The sequence below is a fragment of the Lipingzhangella rawalii genome, from assembly GCF_031628175.1.
In the GTDB taxonomy this organism is placed as follows: Bacteria; Actinomycetota; Actinomycetes; order Streptosporangiales; family Streptosporangiaceae; genus Lipingzhangella_A; species Lipingzhangella_A rawalii.
Window position 1 is genome coordinate 1 of record NZ_JAVLVT010000047.1, and the last position, 481, is coordinate 481.

At 69.2% G+C, this 481-nt stretch carries 1 protein-coding gene; it reads left to right on the forward strand.

The window, feature by feature from the left end:
- The coding region (locus tag RIF23_RS20700; protein ID WP_310914313.1) for a polyketide synthase at positions 1-481 on the forward strand (481 nt) is incomplete at both ends.

The window sequence follows — 481 nt, forward strand, 5'->3', positions numbered from 1 at the left end:
GTTCTCCAGCGAGTACACACCGCGACTCGCGGAGGCTCCACAAGAACTCAAGGGCCTGGTGATCAGCGGTTCGCCGACGAGTGTGGTCTCGGGTCGGGTTGCCTACACCCTGGGCCTGGAGGGGCCGGCGGTGACGGTGGATACGGCGTGTTCGTCGTCGTTGGTGGCGGTGCATGCGGCGGTGCGGGCGTTGCGGGCGGGAGAGTGTTCGATGGCGCTGGCCGGTGGGGTGACGGTGATGGCCACGCCGGGGATGTTCACCGAGTTTTCCCGTCAGCGTGGTCTGGCCCCCGACGGCCGCTGCAAACCCTTCGCGGCGGCTGCCGACGGCACCGGATGGGGGGAGGGGTGCGGCATGGTGCTGTTGGAACGGCTGTCGGACGCCCAGCGTGCGGGCCGTCGCATTCTCGCCGTGATTCGGGGGAGTGCGGTGAATCAGGATGGGGCGTCCAATGGGTTGACGGCGCCGAATGGGCCGGCG